14 protein-coding genes are annotated in these 15,986 nt (G+C 44.6%); 10 read left to right on the top strand and 4 right to left on the bottom strand.

What is annotated here, in order from left to right; translation table 11 throughout:
- Positions 1–33 precede the first annotated feature (33 nt).
- Complete coding sequence (locus ACESPQ_RS06845; RefSeq protein ID WP_257379600.1) at positions 34–1,635, bottom strand: LCP family protein; 1,602 nt, start codon at positions 1,633–1,635, stop codon at positions 34–36.
- Positions 1,636–1,826: 191 nt separating this feature from the next.
- On the opposite strand from ACESPQ_RS06845, the gene ACESPQ_RS06850 reads away from it, so the two are divergent.
- The 6 genes from ACESPQ_RS06850 to ACESPQ_RS06875 all read left to right on the top strand — a co-directional run bounded on the left by ACESPQ_RS06850 (position 1,827) and on the right by ACESPQ_RS06875 (position 7,747).
- Positions 1,827–3,851 carry a BglG family transcription antiterminator gene (locus ACESPQ_RS06850; RefSeq protein WP_109771333.1) on the top strand — a complete coding sequence of 675 codons (2,025 nt, stop codon included), beginning with the start codon at positions 1,827–1,829 and terminating at the stop codon, positions 3,849–3,851.
- Between the two features lie 123 nt (positions 3,852–3,974).
- A complete protein-coding gene (locus ACESPQ_RS06855; RefSeq protein ID WP_373144133.1) occupies positions 3,975–4,466 on the top strand; it encodes a PTS sugar transporter subunit IIA in 492 nt (163 codons plus the stop codon).
- Positions 4,435–4,905: a PTS sugar transporter subunit IIA gene (locus ACESPQ_RS06860; RefSeq protein WP_022300117.1), complete on the top strand. Its 471-nt coding sequence runs from the start codon at positions 4,435–4,437 to the stop codon at positions 4,903–4,905. The genes ACESPQ_RS06855 and ACESPQ_RS06860 overlap by 32 nt, the downstream gene beginning before the upstream one ends.
- A 21-nt stretch (positions 4,906–4,926) precedes the next feature.
- On the top strand, positions 4,927–5,202 hold the full coding sequence (locus tag ACESPQ_RS06865; protein ID WP_002607601.1) for a PTS sugar transporter subunit IIB: 276 nt from the start codon (positions 4,927–4,929) through the stop codon (positions 5,200–5,202).
- A 28-nt stretch (positions 5,203–5,230) separates the two neighbouring features.
- Entirely contained in the window at positions 5,231–6,619 is a 1,389-nt protein-coding gene (locus ACESPQ_RS06870) for a PTS galactitol transporter subunit IIC (protein WP_118002609.1), read from the top strand.
- A gap of 117 nt (positions 6,620–6,736) precedes the next feature.
- Entirely contained in the window at positions 6,737–7,747 is a 1,011-nt protein-coding gene (locus tag ACESPQ_RS06875; RefSeq protein WP_022300116.1) for a Gfo/Idh/MocA family protein, read from the top strand.
- 369 nt (positions 7,748–8,116) lie between these two features.
- On the opposite strand, the gene ACESPQ_RS06880 is transcribed toward ACESPQ_RS06875, so the two are convergent.
- From ACESPQ_RS06880 to ACESPQ_RS06890, 3 genes are all read right to left on the bottom strand, one after another.
- Positions 8,117–8,752 carry a Crp/Fnr family transcriptional regulator gene (locus tag ACESPQ_RS06880; RefSeq protein ID WP_257377024.1) on the bottom strand — a complete coding sequence of 212 codons (636 nt, stop codon included), beginning with the start codon at positions 8,750–8,752 and terminating at the stop codon, positions 8,117–8,119.
- A 62-nt stretch (positions 8,753–8,814) separates the two neighbouring features.
- The gene (gene pnuC, locus ACESPQ_RS06885) at positions 8,815–9,489 is read right to left on the bottom strand and encodes a nicotinamide riboside transporter PnuC (RefSeq protein WP_002607597.1); all 675 of its coding nucleotides are present in this window, start codon (positions 9,487–9,489) and stop codon (positions 8,815–8,817) included.
- Positions 9,490–9,500: 11 nt separating this feature from the next.
- Positions 9,501–10,319 (bottom strand): purine-nucleoside phosphorylase, encoded by an 819-nt coding sequence (locus ACESPQ_RS06890; RefSeq protein WP_044906356.1) that lies wholly within the window; start codon positions 10,317–10,319, stop codon positions 9,501–9,503.
- A gap of 376 nt (positions 10,320–10,695) precedes the next feature.
- Here ACESPQ_RS06890 and licT point away from each other — a divergent pair, with 376 nt between their 5' ends.
- The 4 genes from licT (at position 10,696) to ACESPQ_RS06910 (ending at position 15,903) form a co-directional block, all read left to right on the top strand.
- A complete protein-coding gene (licT, locus tag ACESPQ_RS06895; protein WP_002607595.1) occupies positions 10,696–11,538 on the top strand; it encodes a BglG family transcription antiterminator LicT in 843 nt (280 codons plus the stop codon).
- 108 nt (positions 11,539–11,646) lie between these two features.
- Entirely contained in the window at positions 11,647–13,491 is a 1,845-nt protein-coding gene (locus tag ACESPQ_RS06900) for a glucose PTS transporter subunit IIA (protein WP_109771331.1), read from the top strand.
- 11 nt (positions 13,492–13,502) lie between these two features.
- Positions 13,503–14,978: a family 1 glycosylhydrolase gene (locus ACESPQ_RS06905; RefSeq protein WP_373144134.1), complete on the top strand. Its 1,476-nt coding sequence runs from the start codon at positions 13,503–13,505 to the stop codon at positions 14,976–14,978.
- A 58-nt stretch (positions 14,979–15,036) separates the two neighbouring features.
- On the top strand, positions 15,037–15,903 hold the full coding sequence (locus ACESPQ_RS06910) for an HAD-IIB family hydrolase (RefSeq protein ID WP_002607592.1): 867 nt from the start codon (positions 15,037–15,039) through the stop codon (positions 15,901–15,903).
- Positions 15,904–15,986 lie beyond the last annotated feature (83 nt).

Genomic DNA, 15,986 nt, shown 5'->3' on the forward strand with positions numbered 1-15,986 from the left:
AACACCCTGTCATAGGGTGTTTTCGTATGGCTGTTAGTGCGGCGTGCTTGCCATGATGTCCCAGATGATATTGGGATCATCGTTGATTGGCGGAGTATCCCTGTAGAGATCATCCATGTTGAAATGAAAGCTCTCCATCTGCAGCTGGTTGCTTGCACCGTCATAGGCATTGACGACAGCGTGTACCTCATCCTTGTTGAAGAGATATACATCATATGGTCCCTCCAGCGGATTCAGGCTTGCGACCTGCTGTGAATCATAGACACCGGTATCGGAAATGACACTGGAAATTGTCCAGGGCTTCATATTATCCAGCTCACTGGAAACGAATTTTGTAATCTGGTTTGCCGGCATATCGGTAATCACGTAATTGGGAGCGACATCCAGCAGATCATTGACATAGCCAAGTGCGGACGGGGAAATCAGCTTGTTGATGATTGCCTTGATGATACGCTGCTGTGCACGTTCTCTTCCGGCGTTGTCATAGCCCTCGGTTTTACGGTGACGGGAATAAGCGAGCGCCTGCTTTCCATCCAGATGCTGCTCTCCCTTTTTCAGGCAGATCAGATCGTCCTTTTTAAAGCTGCGGTTTTCATCCTGCTCACAGAAATCAAGTTCCACATCCACGTCAATACCGCCGATCGTATCGACGATTTCAATCATGGAATTAAAGCTGACACGTGCATAGTAGTCAACCGGAATGCCGAAGAACTGTGAGATGGTGTCCACACTCGTATCGATTCCATAGATGCCGGTATGCGTCAGCTTGTCATTGGCATTGTTCAGGGCCGTATTGGGTACCAGCGCATCCCTTGGTATGGAAACCATATCGATATGATTTGCGACCGGATTGACAATCAGCAGCAGATTGGTATCGGTACGCGTCTGCTGATCCGGAGAACCGGTACTGTCCAGACCGCTCAGGTAAACGGTAAAGGTCTGCTTGGTGATGTCCTTCTGTTCCTTGGTCTTAATGGTATCGGTTTTGGAATAGGTTTTCAGAATCTGTACATTTTTCTCAAAATCCTTGATGTTTGCTTTCGACATATTGTAGAAGGTTTCAGAGATTGCCATTGCGGATACATTTCCCTGCTCCATCTGATCATAGAGTGTCGTATAATCCATTTCCTCTTTGGCAGTATAGGAGCTGATGTCCTTGGATACCGAGGTCTTGGCAAAGGAAAGGTTATCTGCATCACTTCCGTTCTGAAATCCGATAATCTTATCCGCAAGCTCTGCCTCACTCCTGATACCGCTGGTTTTTGATGTAATCAGGTACAGGTTTGTGGTAATGGTTGTCGTACCGTCATCATTGACCTTGGTCGTTTTACTCATTTTGTTGATGGTTGTACGGGATTTCTCCATGAAATAGCCGAAGGTGCCAACAATTGCGACAAGCAGAATCAGAAACAGCCGCTTGATGATTAAGCCCCAGGTCGGCATCTGTTTAAATGCGAGTAGCAGTAAAATCAGAAACAGCAGTCCGAAGATTGCTGCTGCTATGGTAACCCACTTGATTGGGAGCAGTCCGAAGCTGTAGGCGATATAGAAGGATACAATACTTACCATCAGAAATACAGCGAGCATGATGATATCGATAATCAGGCTCCTGCGTTTTAGTTTTTTATTTTCCATGAAAACACCTCAATAATCTACATTATAGTATAAAAAGTACGGAAATTCCAGATTACCTGTAATTACTCTATGTGAACGTTTTATGAATTTTATGAAAATAAACTATAAATCAGGATAAATATGGAATGATTTGCATTTTTTGCCGCAAATATTATAGAATAAGGATACTTGAATTGAAAGAGGGATCCGTTATGATACCGTTTACAGGAAAACAGCTGCAGCTGATTCAGCTGCTTATGGAACAAAGCACACCGATTGCGTTGGATGAAATATCACAGCTTTTGCATGCAGGAAGGCGAAGTGTGTATTATATCGTGAATAAAACGAATGAGGTACTGCAGATGAATGCACAAAAGCCTGTGATGTGCAAACGGGGAGCCGGTTATTTTCTGTTGGATGAGCAGAAGCAGCAGCTATCCGCCCTTCTGCAAAAGCGGCAGCTGCAGCCGGATGTACTGACACCTCAGCAGCGTGTCAGCTTTCTGATCTGCTATATGATCTATCCCAAAGCAGTTATTCATGTGGAGGATATCATGCAGTTGTTAAAATGCAGCCGCAATACCGTGTTCAGTGATTTGAAGAATGTGAAGGAGCAGCTGAAAGCCTATGGTCTGGAGCTGCGCATCGATTTGAAAAACGGATACGGCATCGAGGGAAAGGCATTCAACAAGCGGGCGGTTCTGCTGTATTTTCTGAAGCAGCTGCTGGATGAGGTGAATTATCACGCATTGCCCTTTCTGGACACAGCGCTGGTGGACGATTATTATGGAAGACTACAGAAAATATCCAGTGAGCGTGAGCATGAATACCGACAGGACAATCTGCTATCCATCGCCTGTATGCTGAGCATTATCCGCGATTCACCGGAGCAGTATGATTTTTCTCTCATGGAGCTGCGTGATCTGTGTGAAACACAGGAGCTGGATTTGATTGACCGTTATTTTCAGGAGCTGAATGTGCATGAGCGGCTGTATCTCGCATTGCATCTTTTGGGCTCCAAGGCAAGCAGGGAGCTGTGTCCGCAGGATGATGAGCATGATATCCGCATCTTTGAATTATCCAGCCGTCTTGTGGAAACCTTTGAGCGTACGGCATGTGTATCCTTTGATGATAAAAATGACCTGATCAATTCCATCTATATGCATTTGAAGCTGTCCATGTATTACAACCGTCTTTCCATCCAGGTCGTAAACCCGCTGATCGATGAAATACAGAAGCAGTACAAGGATATTTATATGATTACACAGCTGGTATGCGAAGACCTCAGGGATTTGTTTCAGATGCCGATCATAGATAGTGAAATCGCTTATCTGACCATGCATTTCGGCGGACATCTGAAGCAGGGGGTGCGCTGCTATGATGAAATCCGTATTCTGATTGTCTGTCCCAGCGGGATTTCCACATCCATGCTTCTCAAGCGGGAAATTGAGGGGCTGTATGCGAATGTGCGGGTTGTGGATACCGCGAGTCTGGAGCATGTGCAGGAATATGAGCAGCAGGTGGATTTCATTGTATCGACAATCGATGTACAAAGCGAGGTGCCAGTAATACAGGTGCATCCGATTTTAAGCAGAGAGGATAAGGCACGAATTGCTTCCATGATGATGCTGAATTTCGACTGCTATGAAATCAACAATGAAAAGCTGGGCGGTCTGTTTTCCATCATCGCCTCCTATGTGAAGGAAACGGATATGGACGCCCTGAAGCGGGATGTTCTGGCCTATCTGAACCGTGGAAACTCCTTTGTCGGTATTCATGATAAAGAGCAGCTCGGTCTGCTGGATATATTGCAGGAGGAGGATATACAGGTTCTGGAGCAGGTGGACTCCTGGAAGGAGATGATTCAGACGGCATCCACACCGCTGCTGAGCCGCGGTGTCATTCAAAACAGCTATGTGCAGGAGATGATCCATCTGGTGGATGAATACGGACCATATATCCTGCTGGCGAATTCCGTTGCCGTAGCTCATGCGAAGCCGGAGCATGGCGCCTTCCGTCTGGGACTGTCCTTCCTGATAGTCAAGCGGGATGTACCCTTTGATGAGGTATCTTCGCTGCGGTATCTGTTTGTACTGTCAGACGCCGCTCACGACAAGCATCTGAATGTCCTGCATGAAATCCTGCAGCTGAGCAGAAACAGGGATCTTCTTAGACGGTTGGATGAATGCGAAAATGCAGCCGAGGTGCGAAGGCTTCTGCAGTTTGCTTTCTCTTAATACGATAGAGTCCAACGACTTGCACTTTCAAGTTCAGTCAGGTTGGACTTTTTTCTGTTTACCGTCATTTGTATAATGAACATGTAAAGAGATGCATATCTTTCAGGCATGGAGGTGAAGGCAATGAAAGAAGAAGTGCTGTCCGTTGAGAACATTCAGATACAGGAGCGCTCCTGTGACTGGAAATCCGCTATAGAAACCGCAGTGAAGCCATTGATTCAAAACGGCTTTGTGGAAGAGAGGTATACAGCAGCCATACTTCGCAATATTGAGGCATGGGGACCTTACTTCATGGCCGGACCCTACATCATACTTCCACACGCAAGGCCTGAGGAGGGCGTGCGGAAAAATCAGATTTCCATTTTGTCATTAAAAAAACCGGTATATTTTGACGATGGAAGCATACCGATCCGCTTGTTGATGATTCTGGCTTCTGTAGATTCAAAATCACATCTGCGAATCCTGAAGATGCTGGCGAGTGTAGTTACGGATGAAGCGACACTGCGAAGCCTGTTGAAAAGCAGTACGCCGCAGGAGCTGTTTCAATGTTTTCAGGCAAAGGAATCGAAGGAAGGTAGAGAAGATGGGATTTCAATTCATACCACAGCTGATTGAAACGGATGTATGTGTAAAGGACAAGGAAGAGGTCATTCGCCATCTGGCGGATAAGCTGAAAGCACATGGATGCAGTGATGCGGCATATGCGGATAAGGTGCTGCTGCGTGAGCAGGAATATCCAACCGGGCTGCGTACCAAATGTGCTGCTATCGCTATTCCACATGCCTTTGATCCGGCAATCAGCGGCAATCATGTTGCACTGGCTATCCTGCAGCATCCGATTCGCTTTTGCAACATGGAGGATACGGACAGTGAAATTGACGTTGACATGGTGTTTCTCATGGCAATCAGCAGTGCCCATGAGCAGCTGGGAATGCTGCAGACCATCATGCGGATGCTGGGGGATGACACGCTGTTTACCCGGCTTGTGAGGCTGCATGATGCAGATGAGGTATGCAGGCAGCTGAATGCATTTATAGAAGGACAGAAATCATAAGGAAAAGGAGAGGCTACGAATATGAAAAAAATTGTAATCGCCTGCGGGGCAGGACTGGCAACCTCCAGCATGGTTCGTGAAAAGGTGGAGGAGGAACTGAAGGAGCATGGGATTTCCTGTGAAATCATGCAATGCACCCTGCATGAGGTAGAGAGCTATGACGGTCAGGTGGATCTGATCATCACGACGATGAAGGTAAAGAAGAAATTCACAACACCGCTCGTTCACGGCAGTGCCTACCTGACAGGCATCAATGAAGAAGCAGTTACGCAACAGATTATGGATATTCTCGCGTAGCGTGCGGATAAGAACAGGAGAGAAAATTATGCAGACAGTATTAGACATCATTCAGTATATCGTCGACCTGGGAAGCTATGTATTTGTACCGATTCTGATGTGCATCATCGGATTGATTTTCGGACTGAAGCCTTCCAAGGCCATCAAAGCGGGGGTAACGGTGGGAATCGGACTCATCGGAGTCAGTATTGTATCAACCCTAACGGCAGATTCCCTGTCACCGGTCATCAATGAAATGGTCAAGGTGCTGGATCTGAATCTGACCGCAATCGATGTCGGCGGATCACCGGCGGCAGCTGTTGGCTTCGGAAGTCTGCTTGGGGCTGCGCTGATTATCGTCATTCTGATTACCAATATCGTTCTGGTCGCTTTAAAGCTGACCAAAACAGTAAATGTCGACATTTACAACTTCTGGTATTTTGCTATAACAGCAGGCTTTGTTCAGCTCCTTACCGGAAGCTACTGGCTGGCAATCCTGGCAGGAGTCACGCATGCCATTCTGGGACTGAAGGTCGCAGATGTCATGGCACATCGCACACAGGAAATTATCGGTATTGATGCCATCTCCATTCCACACGGCTTTGCGGCGGCAAGTGCACCGCTGTTCATGCTGCTGGATAAGGTATATGACCGGATTCCCTATCTGAAGCACCGTAAGGAAAGTGAAGAGGAGAGTGGAGAGCACGGTATCGGAAAGGTGATCGGCTCTGTGCTGGGACAGCCAATCTATCTGGGATTGATCATGGGACTGCTGTTCGGCGTGGTAGCCGGCTATGATTTCAAGGGGATTGCGGATGTGATGATGAAGACAGCTGCGATCATGATGCTGTTTCCGACAATGGTAAAAATGATCGTCAACGGTCTGATTCCGATATCCAATCAGGCAAAGAAATTCTTCACCACACATTTTAAGGACAGAGAACTGTATATCGGACTGGATTCTGCGGTAACCATCGGACATCCTGTGACAATCAGTGTCGGCTTTCTGATGATTCCGGTCTTCATGGTCTTTGCGGCAATTCTTCCCGGCAATACCACGCTGCCCCTTGGTGAGGTACCGTTTGCGGCCTTCTATGTGTGCTTTGCGACCATCGTTCACCGCGGTAACCGTAAAAGAACAATTATATCCAGCCTGATTTTTATTCCGATCGTGCTGTGGATTTCAAGCTGGGCAGCACCGCTGTTCACGGAGCTCGCCTCCAATGCCGGGCTGAGCTATGTACAGGCCGGACAGCAGGCAACGACCATGGCTCTTGGAAATATGTTTATCTGGCTGCCGACCGTCCTGGCTCAGACACCACTGATCGGTGCAGGCATCCTGATAATCATTGATATCGCAGTTCTGTTAGGCGGAAAGATTATCGAGCGCTATTATGCGAAAGAGGATGCGGCATTTGAAGCGAAGTATTATGAATAAGGCGAGCCCTGTATAAAGTATAATGGGATTTAGAAAATGAAGCAGGCAAAGGGGGATTGTCTAATGCGTTATGAGCGAAATAAGTATTTTAATAGGTAAAAGAAAGAGGTAGGTAGTATGAAAAAAGTTAACATCGGAGTGGTAGGAGCCGGAATTTACGGTAATTATCATATCCATACGTATAGTTGTGACCCGCATGTGGAAACGGTGGTGTTCTGTGATTTGAACGAGGAGCGCAGAGCAGCCACACAAAACCGCTATCAGATCAGAGGCTATGCAGATGTCAAGGAAATGATTACGGCAGAGAAGCTGGATGCTATCAGCATTGCGACACCGGACCCTTATCACTATGAACCGGCAAGGGCTGCCATGGAGGCAGGTATCAAATATCTGATGATTGAAAAACCGCTGGCAACCTCCGTAGAAGAATGTGAAGAACTGATTGCCATGGCAGAGAAGTACGGTGTGCAGATTGCCGTGGACTTCCATAAACGCTGGGATCCGGCCTATAACAATATGCGTGATGAAATCCTGATGGATAAAGAAAACATCATCCGCGGCTATATGTCACTGGATGATGTGATCGATGTTCCTATGAACTGGTTTACCTGGACTGATCAATCCTCACCCTCCTGGTTTCTCGGTGTGCACTGCTATGATCTGATTCGCTATGTAAGCGGCAGTGAGGTGGAGAGCGTGTATGCAGTCGGGAATAAACAGGTACTAAAAAAGCAAGGCTATCAGACCTATGACAGTATCCAGGCCATTCTGACGATGCAGGATGGAAGCAGCTGGACGGTGGAAAACTCCTGGATTCTTCCCAATACGTATCCGAAATCAAATGACGGACAGCTTGTGATCGTGACGGAGCACAAGTATCTGAAGAATGAATCCTATCGGGGAGTTAAAACCTATACTGACAAAAAGGCAAGTCTGCCAAACTATATCTTCATGAAATTTGATGAACATAATGCAAGCGGCTTTGGACTGGAGCCGATGCAGGACTTCGTCAGTGACATCGTAAACCAGCGCTCCTTCCGGACAAATGCGTATGATGGTTTACAGGCGACAAGAATCGCTGCCGCAGTGCATGCATCCGCAGAAAGCGGCAACGTCATTCATCTGTAAAAGAACAGGGCAGAACGATCTGATAGCTTGCAGGTACAGTATACTACAAATCTCAGCTCTCGTCCTGCCTTTTTACATATTCAAAACAGAAAAGCTGCCATCACAAAACGTGCAGCCAAGGCTGCGCCTGAGAGCAATCCTTTCCGGTTATCATAAAGCATCCTATCGGGGAATCCTTATGACAATGGAAAAGCTGTTTTGATAATCAACGGTGGAGCTTTCTGTCAGGAAATCCATGCTTACTGAAAAAAACAATCAGAAAAGCTTTCGTCAGACAGATAGAAATCCACTGCAGCTGTTTGATTTATATCCGATGCATAAGCGTTAGGAAACACTTTTGTTTCATCCAACGCGTGAACAAGTGCTGCGTTAGCTGTAAAGCTTTATTTCTTCCTCCAGGCGTTCCATGGAATGAACCGTTATAATACCTGACTTATAATCCAGAATCCCATCCCTGATCAATGTATGCACAACCCTGTTGATGCTGCGTATATTGGAGCCCGTTCCCTCTACCAGAAGATCCTTGGTGATCGTGAGGTCTTTTTTGCACAGAGTGTTGTAAATCATATACATAATTCTGTATTTCAGGGGGTAAAAGGCATTTACTCTTTCCCGTTTACTGCAAGCGTAATTCCTCTGTGCAATCAACGTCGTAATATATAAGGTAAATGCATTATCTGCACGCAGCCATTTTAGAAACTGTGCATTTTCCAGCTTCAGCACCCTGCATTCCGTAACGGCTTCCACGGTGGAGACGGTCTCTTTATCAATGAGTGCCTCCAGCTCTCCGTAAATCGTCACACCGGTATCAATATCCTCTATGTAGACATTTCCATTGATTTCAGAGTGATAGTTTTTTACAATTCCGCTCAACAGGATGTAGATGCAGTCACTTTTTTTATTCTGTTCCATCAGCTTATCCTGAAAGGAATAGGTCTGTTCCTGAAAATGAGAGCGGATATCGGCAGGACAGGCGGCTATAAAGGTTGTCAGATCAGGTTTCATACGTACCTCCAACGTGTATCATATGTATAATATCACAGATTATATAAGTATTTCCATGCGAATCAGAACATGATTTTATTTCTGCCCTGCTCGAGATAGCTTTCGTACCATTCTATCAATCCGGCAATGGAGAGGATGAATTGAATAATCACCAGAATCAGCATGATAAAATAGCCGTTCAGGACATAAATTACCATGAAGAGAAGATTGCTTATAATCCATAAAATCCAGTTTTCATACAGCTTTCTGCTCAGCCAGTATTGACCGATAAAGCCAAGGATAGCTGTCAGACTGTCCAGGATGGCATTCTGAGCATGCAGGATATTGATTTCCACATAACCCCATACAGCCCACAGAAGCAGGATGATCGCAATCCAGAGAAGCTGCCCCTGTCTGTTTAAGCCGGATGTTTTTGTGCTGTTGCCGTCATCCCCCATTCCCCAGTAATACCATCCATAGATATTGAAGATGACCTGAAAGCAGGCCAGAATCGCCAGTGCGTATAAGCCTGTTGTATAATAGATATACAAATATGCAAGCACGGTGATAATACCAAATATGAAGTTTGAAATTTTTTCCTTTGATAGCAGCCATACATTGATAATGCCCATCACCGAGGCGAAGATTTCAATGAGGCTGGACTTTATGCTGTAGCCTGCAAGGATGCAGAGCAGACAGGATAGTATGGCAAAAATCGGGCTTTTGGTTAGTTCGGTTGACTTCTTAATGATATTCATATGGGCTCCTCCTATAATTCTTTGATGAATCTTCCAATCAGAATCATCGCTTTGTCAGAAATGCTCTGACAATTCTCCATTACCTGTTCATGTGTGATTTCCTGATCGGAATAGGCGGCTGCCGGACATGGAACACCGGATAAGGCTAAAACCTTCATCCCGCAGTGATTGGCGATGATAACCTCCGGAATGGTGGACATTCCGACAATATCAGCGCCCAGTCTTGCCGCCATATAGGTTTCCATGACGGTTTCATAGCTCGGCCCCGAAAACATTGCATAAACGCCTTCCTTCAGTTCAATGTGTTCCTGTGCTGCAAGCTCTTTTATCTGTTGTATACAGTCTCGATTATATGGATAGGCAAGGTCGGGAAACCGCTCTCCGTATTCCTCTAAATTTTCTCCGATCAAAGGATTGAAGCCGGAGAAATTCAGATGGTTGCGAATGACGAATAAATCCTGTGCCTTTACGGATTCACCGGCCTGCCCGCTGCAGTTTGTAATGATGATGGTTTCTACACCAAGACGCTTCATGACACGAACAGGAAGTGTTACCCTGCTGGGTGAATAGCCTTCATAGCAATGGCATCTTCCTTTCATGACTACCACCTCTTTCCCCTGTATTCTCCCGATGATCAGGGTTCCTTCATGTCCTGCGACACCGGGCACCGGGAAATGGGGGATATCCGCATAGCGGTACTGCTCAGGTTGTTCGATCATATCAGCAAGCTGATGATATCCGGTCCCTAAAATGATTCCGATTGCGGGAGTGTAGTGCGTACGCTTTCTGATATACTCGTACGCTTCGTTGATTTCTTCTCTTACATGCATTGTCTGTACCTCGCTTTACATATTTACGACCATGGACATTATGCCAATTTGTGATAGCGTTTTCAAGGACATTTGTCCACGAGTTGACAGATAGGATGTATTGCTATTTAAGATCTTGTTAATTTGAAAAAGCATATGTAGGTATTCCAAGGTGGTATCTTTCAACAAAGGAAGTATTACCGCTATATAGGTTTTTAGTTGTAAAATAAATTTTTCGGTTGACATTACCGTGAATCTGATATACTATAATTTCGTAAACGTTTACAAAATAAACTTGATGAGGATTGTTACTGGTTACAGGCAATACCGAAAGTAAAAGATGTTACTTTGGGTGGTCTGTATTTTTTTTATATTTAATATTTAAGGAGGGATATGCGTGAATATTGTGAAAGTATTAAACAATAACGTTGTGCTTTCAATGGATGAGAATCATGAGGATGTCATTGTACTTGGAAATGGTATCGCATTTCAGAAAAAATATGGAGATCAAATTGATGATTCAAAAATAGAACGTATTTTTACACAGCAGATTCCTGAATTAACAGCGAGATTTCAGAAGATGTTAAGCGAAATACCAATGGACTTTCTGGAGATAGCGGAGAAGATCATTTTGAATGCAAAGCTGAAGCTGAATCACGATTTTAATGATAATCTGTACATATCATTGATGGACCATATCAATTTTACAATTCAAAGATATCGGGAAGGTATGCTGATTGAGAATCGGCTGCTGCTGGAGACTAAGGTTCTGTATAAAGATGAATTTGCAGCAGGCAAAGAAGCTGTGGAATTGATCAATACAACATTTGACGTTCAGCTGCCGGAGGATGAAGCAGCCTTTATCGCGCTTCATTTCGTCAATGCCAGTACAGGCGGAAGTATGCAGGATACGGTTCAGCAGACACGTATCGTACAGGATACCCTGACCGTTATTAAAAATTTCTTCAACATGACATTTCAGGAGGATTCCATCTCATATTATCGCTTAGTTACGCATCTGAAATTTTTTGCACAACGCATAACCGCTAAAAAAATACAGGGCAAAGCGAAGGAAGATGTTCAACTACTGGAAATTGTAAAGCTGAAATATCCCGATTCCTATGAGTGCGTTAACAGAATTGTGAAATATATGAATCTGGAGTTCGGGTACTCATTGACAAATGAGGAACGATTGTATCTGACAATACATATTGAACGAATTAGAGAGACTAATGATTAGGATTGTTACTCATGAAAGAGGCAAGACCTGAATTAACCTTATCTTTATAAGACAGCTTATAAGGTAGCTTAATTTGGGTCTTTTTTGACAAGTAGAAAGGAGTCTGTAATGGACGTGAAGAAAACAGCCGCTCAGATTTTAAAAGAAGTAGGCGGAAAAGAAAATATCAAGGAGATGTTTCACTGTGTGACGAGGCTGCGTTTTTATGTAAAGGATTATAAAAAGGTGGATTTGGAACATATTAAAAAAATTGATGGGGTAATGGGGGCGCAGTATCAGACGGAACAGCTGCAGATCATCATCGGAAACGACGTAGGCAGCGTATATGATGCCGTTACTGCACTGACCGGGTTCATCCATGATGAAGAGACAATGGCGAAAAAGAAAAAATTCAGAGCCACAGGCGTATTTGAAACCATGGCGGCTATTTTCCTGCCGACGATACCAGTATTGGCAGGAACCGGGATGATTAAGGGTCTGATCACGATTCTCACCTCTTACTGCGGATTTGATGCGGCCTCTGATTTTATTCAGGTAGCTACGATTGCGGGGGACTGTGTATTCTATTTCTTCCCGTTTTTAGTAGCATGGTCTGCATCCAAACGCTTTAAAACAGATACCGCCTGTGCACTGGCGCTGGCAGGCTGTCTTTTGTATCCCACCATGACAGCGGGTCTTGCGGCAGGGGCAGATCCTATGCATTTTCTGGGGTTGCCGATTCCGTTCGTAAAATATGCGGCAAGCAGTATTCCGATTGTTCTTGCTGTTCTGGTATTGAGCTGGTTTTATCCGTTCATTGATAAGCTCATTCCCAAGGTTTTGCGTCTGGTATTTACACCGATGCTCGTATTGATGATGATGGTACCTCTGACACTGATTGCGATTGCCCCGCTGGCAAGCTATATTTCTCAGGGATTGGTTATGGTCGTCAAATTCCTGTATGACTTATCACCGGTAATTGCCGGAGCTATTGTTGGTGGTACACGCTTACTGGTCGTATTAACCGGAATGCATTTATCGCTGGGGGCAGTAATACTGGAAAATATCAATCAGTTCGGGTCTGACTTCCTGCTGCCGATGAATACAATGGGAACACTGGCACTGTTTGGTGTTTGTATGGGAGTCTGGGTGAAATCAAAGAATACACAGACAAAATCAATCGGTGCATCCACTGCTATATCATCCTTTATCGGAATAACAGAGCCGGGAATTTACGGAATACTGCTGAAATTTAAAAATGCACTGATTGCCGTTATGATTGCCGGTGCAGCCGGTGGAGCAATCGTCGGTGCTTTTGGTGGACAGTCAACTGCATATGTCAATTCCTGTATCCTGTCTTTGCCTGTTTTCATGGGAGATGGATTCTGGGCAGTATGTTTGGGAATGGCCGTGTCTGCGGCCCTTGGCTTCCTGTTGATTATGGTATTGGGCTTATCTGAAGAAAAAAACAGCTGTGAAAGTACAGCTGTAGATACAAAGACTGTGGAAAACAGCCGAAATGAAGTGATACAGGCACCGATGAATGGCACACTGATGAAGCTGAGTGACGTTGAGGAGGACGTGTTTGCTTCTGGTAGTATGGGGAAGGGAATTGCGATTGATCCGGATGAGGGCGTGATCGCTGCACCATTTGATGGAACAATCACTGCGGTTTATCCTACAAAGCATGCAATCGGACTGACATCAAAGCAGGGAGTGGAATGTATTATTCACATTGGTATCAATACAGCAAATTTACAGGGGAAATACTTCGATGTGAAGGTGCGTGAACAGCAGGAGGTACAGGCTGGTGATATCCTGGTGGAAGTCGATCTGGCAGGAATTCTGAAAGAAGGCTATTCTCTGATCACTCCTGTTATCATCACGAATTCCGCTAGCTACCTGGATGTGCTGGCGAATGAAGAAAGCGGTATTATCGTAAAAGGAGAACCGTTGTTGACGGTTCTGAAATAGGAGGAAAAATTATGTATAAGAATACATCACCATTGAAATTTCCAAACGACTTTCTGTGGGGCGGTGCAACTGCGGCCAATCAGGTTGAAGGAGCGTGGAATGAGGATGGAAAAGGTATGACGATTGAAGATTGTCTGCCTTATCGTGAAGTAGGCGTTGCTGATTTTACGAAGCAGTTTCAATTCAGCAGCAGAGATTTAGAAGAAGCACTGACAGCTGGACCGGATGCAAATTATCCAAAAAGACGGGGAATCGACTTCTATCACCATTACAAGGAAGATATTAAATTATTTGCGGAAATGGGCTATAAGATATTCCGTATGTCCATTTCCTGGGCGAGAATCTTTACAGATCCAAGAGATGAGAAGCCCAATGAGGATGGTATCGCTTTTTACGAGGATATGTTTAAGGAATGTAAAAAATATGGCATAGAACCGCTCGTTACGCTTTCCCACTATGATCCACCGGTTGTACTGGCAACAAAGTATCGTGGCTGGTATTCAAGAGAGGTCATTGATCTGTTTGAAAAATATGCTCGTGTCTGCTTTGAACGCTTTGGGGAATATGTAACTTACTGGCTTACCTTCAATGAGGTGGACGCTATGCTCAGGCATCCTGTGACAAGCGGAGCACTGATTGAAGACAGATTTGCTGATATCCCATTTGAACAGGCGATTTATCAAGCAATGCATCATCAGATGGTTGCGAGCGCAAGAGCAGTGAAGCTGGGACATGAGCTTGTTCCCGGAGCACAGATCGGCTGCATGATGACAAAGCTGTGTTTCTATCCGTTTACCTGTAAGCCGGAGGACAATCTTGCGACACAGCAGCGGATGCGCAGTATCTACCGCTATGTAGATATACAGGTGTTTGGAGAATATCCAAATTATTTAAACAATGAAATCAGAAACAAGGGGTATGTCATACAATGGAAAGACAGTGATGAGACGGATTTAAAAGAGGGAACAGTTGATTTTGTAAGCTTCTCTTACTATATGACCAGCTGTATGGCTGCAGAAACAGAAGGTCTGGATATGGCACCAGGAAATACTGTGAATGGTGTGAAAAACCCATATCTGCCATCCTCTGAATGGGGCTGGCAGACGGATCCAACCGGATTGCGGATTTCACTTGTTGATATTTATGACCGGTACAGGAAGCCTCTGTTTATCGTGGAAAACGGTCTGGGGGAACGTGATCAGATTACAGAGGATGGAAAAATACATGATCCGTACCGCTGTGAATATCTGAAGGAGCATGTCATGGCGATGAGTGATGCCATAAATGAAGATGGTGTGGAGCTGTGGGGCTATACATGGTGGGGCTGTATTGATCTTGTCAGTGAATCCACGAGACAGATGTCAAAACGCTACGGCTTTATTTATGTGGATATAGATGATTATGGCAACGGTACCTATAACCGGTATAAAAAAGACAGTTTCTACTATTATAAACAGGTTATCGAAAGTAACGGAGAGAAATTATAAGAGCAAGGGTGAAAGACTTCAAAAATGAAGTCTTTTTTAAAAGATGAGGAGGCACTCTATGATTAAATATTTCGCAAGTGATTTGGATGGTACATTATTAAATGCAGATTATGCATGGGATACCATTCTGGATGAGGGCATGAAGGCGATTCTGAGGGATGGTTATGAATTCGTCGTGACAACGGGGCGAACGATTGCAGGTGTAAAAGGTTGCGAAGGACTCTGGGCGCTGCCGGTTCATGTTATCGTTATGAACGGTGCACTCATTTTGGATAAAGATAAAACGACACTGTTCCGTGGGGCGATAAAGAAAAGGACGGTAGCGGGAATACTGGATGCTATGCCGCATGCAAACCTGGAATTTTTCACAGAAGATAAAATTTTAACGATGCTGCCACGGAAAAAATACATAGAGGAATATATGAAATGGGATATATGGAGAAAGAAGGTTCTTGATAATGGAAAGAGCGGATATCTGGATGAATATCTCAGCCGGTTTCATTTTCAAGCGAAGCGTGAAGAAATCTTGAAGTTGGATATTCTGAAAATAAACGGTTTGGAATTACATCAGGACAAACGTGCAGACCTTCTCGACAGACTGACTATGTTTGAAAATGATATTGTAAATGCTTCCTTCGATTCCAATGTTTTTGAATTGACGGACAGAGCAATATCAAAAGCAAGTGCTTTGATGTTTCTGGCGCATCGGAAACAATGGGACAAACAGAAAATTGCTGTATTCGGAGATGGTGGAAATGATATGGATATGCTGATGAGCTTTGTACATTCCTATGCGCCTGAAAATGCACAGGAACAAGTAAAAAAAGTGGTATCTGAAATCATTGCTTCCAATGATCAATACGGTGTGCTTAAAAAAATTATGCAGATTGCAGCGGACAATCGCAGGAAACACACACCCATTTGAATAACAGGCAGAAAACTGCCCGGATGTATTTATAGACAAAGCATTATGAAACCATGATAACAAACATCAAAAAACCATGCCCT

The organism is Clostridium sp. HGF2, assembly GCF_964240115.1.
Taxonomy (GTDB): Bacteria; Bacillota_I; Bacilli_A; order Erysipelotrichales; family Erysipelotrichaceae; genus Clostridium_AQ; species Clostridium_AQ innocuum.

Excerpts from the sequence above, each read along its gene's own strand:
- ACESPQ_RS06855 (WP_373144133.1), top strand. The coding sequence starts at position 3,975 with ATGAAAGAAGAAGTGCTGTCCGTTGAGAACATTCAGATACAGGAGCGC.
- ACESPQ_RS06875 (WP_022300116.1), top strand. The coding sequence starts at position 6,737 with ATGAAAAAAGTTAACATCGGAGTGGTAGGAGCCGGAATTTACGGTAAT.
- ACESPQ_RS06865 (WP_002607601.1), top strand. The coding sequence starts at position 4,927 with ATGAAAAAAATTGTAATCGCCTGCGGGGCAGGACTGGCAACCTCCAGC.
- ACESPQ_RS06870 (WP_118002609.1), top strand. The coding sequence starts at position 5,231 with ATGCAGACAGTATTAGACATCATTCAGTATATCGTCGACCTGGGAAGC.
- ACESPQ_RS06850 (WP_109771333.1), top strand. The coding sequence starts at position 1,827 with ATGATACCGTTTACAGGAAAACAGCTGCAGCTGATTCAGCTGCTTATG.
- pnuC (WP_002607597.1), bottom strand. The coding sequence starts at position 9,489 with ATGAATATCATTAAGAAGTCAACCGAACTAACCAAAAGCCCGATTTTT.
- ACESPQ_RS06905 (WP_373144134.1), top strand. The coding sequence starts at position 13,503 with ATGTATAAGAATACATCACCATTGAAATTTCCAAACGACTTTCTGTGG.
- ACESPQ_RS06900 (WP_109771331.1), top strand. The coding sequence starts at position 11,647 with ATGGACGTGAAGAAAACAGCCGCTCAGATTTTAAAAGAAGTAGGCGGA.
- ACESPQ_RS06890 (WP_044906356.1), bottom strand. The coding sequence starts at position 10,319 with ATGCATGTAAGAGAAGAAATCAACGAAGCGTACGAGTATATCAGAAAG.
- ACESPQ_RS06860 (WP_022300117.1), top strand. The coding sequence starts at position 4,435 with ATGGGATTTCAATTCATACCACAGCTGATTGAAACGGATGTATGTGTA.
- ACESPQ_RS06880 (WP_257377024.1), bottom strand. The coding sequence starts at position 8,752 with ATGAAACCTGATCTGACAACCTTTATAGCCGCCTGTCCTGCCGATATC.
- ACESPQ_RS06845 (WP_257379600.1), bottom strand. The coding sequence starts at position 1,635 with ATGGAAAATAAAAAACTAAAACGCAGGAGCCTGATTATCGATATCATC.
- ACESPQ_RS06910 (WP_002607592.1), top strand. The coding sequence starts at position 15,037 with ATGATTAAATATTTCGCAAGTGATTTGGATGGTACATTATTAAATGCA.